The sequence below is a fragment of the Psychrobacter sp. AOP5-GZ1-6 genome, assembly GCF_052376345.1.
Classification (GTDB): Bacteria; Pseudomonadota; Gammaproteobacteria; order Pseudomonadales; family Moraxellaceae; genus Psychrobacter.
In genome coordinates this window covers 1-822 of sequence record NZ_JBQSVP010000307.1, presented here as the reverse complement: position 1 = coordinate 822, position 822 = coordinate 1, and the positions used below count along the sequence as shown (strand labels likewise).

Below are 822 nucleotides of genomic sequence, written 5' to 3'. Positions count from 1 at the left end.
TGAGCCCACTTCTTCTCGATAGGATTTAGATCAGGGCTGTAGGGTGGTAGCCATAGAACACGATGACCATGTCTATTCAGTAGTTTTTGAATACGCTTATTTTTATGAAAAGCAGCATTATCCATGACAAGTACGCATTTTCTCTTAAGCTTTGGTATCAGCGTGAATTTGCACCAGTGATAGAAAACCTCTTTATTGATGTTGGTCTTTAAGCAATCGAGCGCAAACAGCATTTTGCCATAGAGCGCACCAATGACGTTGGTTCTATCTTTGGCTTGCCAGTTATAACGGTCAATGCAAGGGCTACCGATGGGTGCATAGCCACAAGGACGCATCGTTTCACTCTCAAACCCACTCTCATCCATGTAGACAATAGCAAAGCCTTGAGCGATGTAGTGGTTAAGTTTTTTTAGGTAGTGAGCCCGCTTTAGTGGACAAGATTTGGGATGCTCAAGTGTCTTTTTTTTTGCTAATACCAATACGTTTTAAGGCTTTACTAATGCCTGTTGGACTGCAATTAAAACGCTGGGCTCGCTCATAATGATAATCGTCAGGGTGGTCTTTGACGTCTTGAGCTAAGGCTTCATCCTCTATTTTGTAGGGAGTGATGTCTCGAGTGGTTTTACTGTGAAGACGCTTTTTCCACTTCTGTATGGTCGTTGGACTGATATCATAGAAAACAGCAGCTTCGGCAAAGGTCATGCCCTCATCTAAGCTTTTAAGAACTTGTTTGCGGTAATCTAGGGAGTAAGTCATAGTTGTTTATAGTGGTAATCGTTTAGTTGATTTATTTTATAACATTTTTGTGGTCATCTGACTATA

At 41.2% G+C, this 822-nt stretch carries 2 protein-coding genes; both read right to left on the bottom strand.

The features are described from left to right. On the bottom strand, positions 1-365 hold a 365-nt coding region (locus ACT3RN_RS15935), incomplete at its 3' end, for a transposase (protein ID WP_444518849.1). Positions 366-450: 85 nt separating this feature from the next. After that, positions 451-756: an IS630 transposase-related protein gene (locus ACT3RN_RS15930; RefSeq protein WP_192518682.1), complete on the bottom strand. Its 306-nt coding sequence runs from the start codon at positions 754-756 to the stop codon at positions 451-453. Positions 757-822 lie beyond the last annotated feature (66 nt).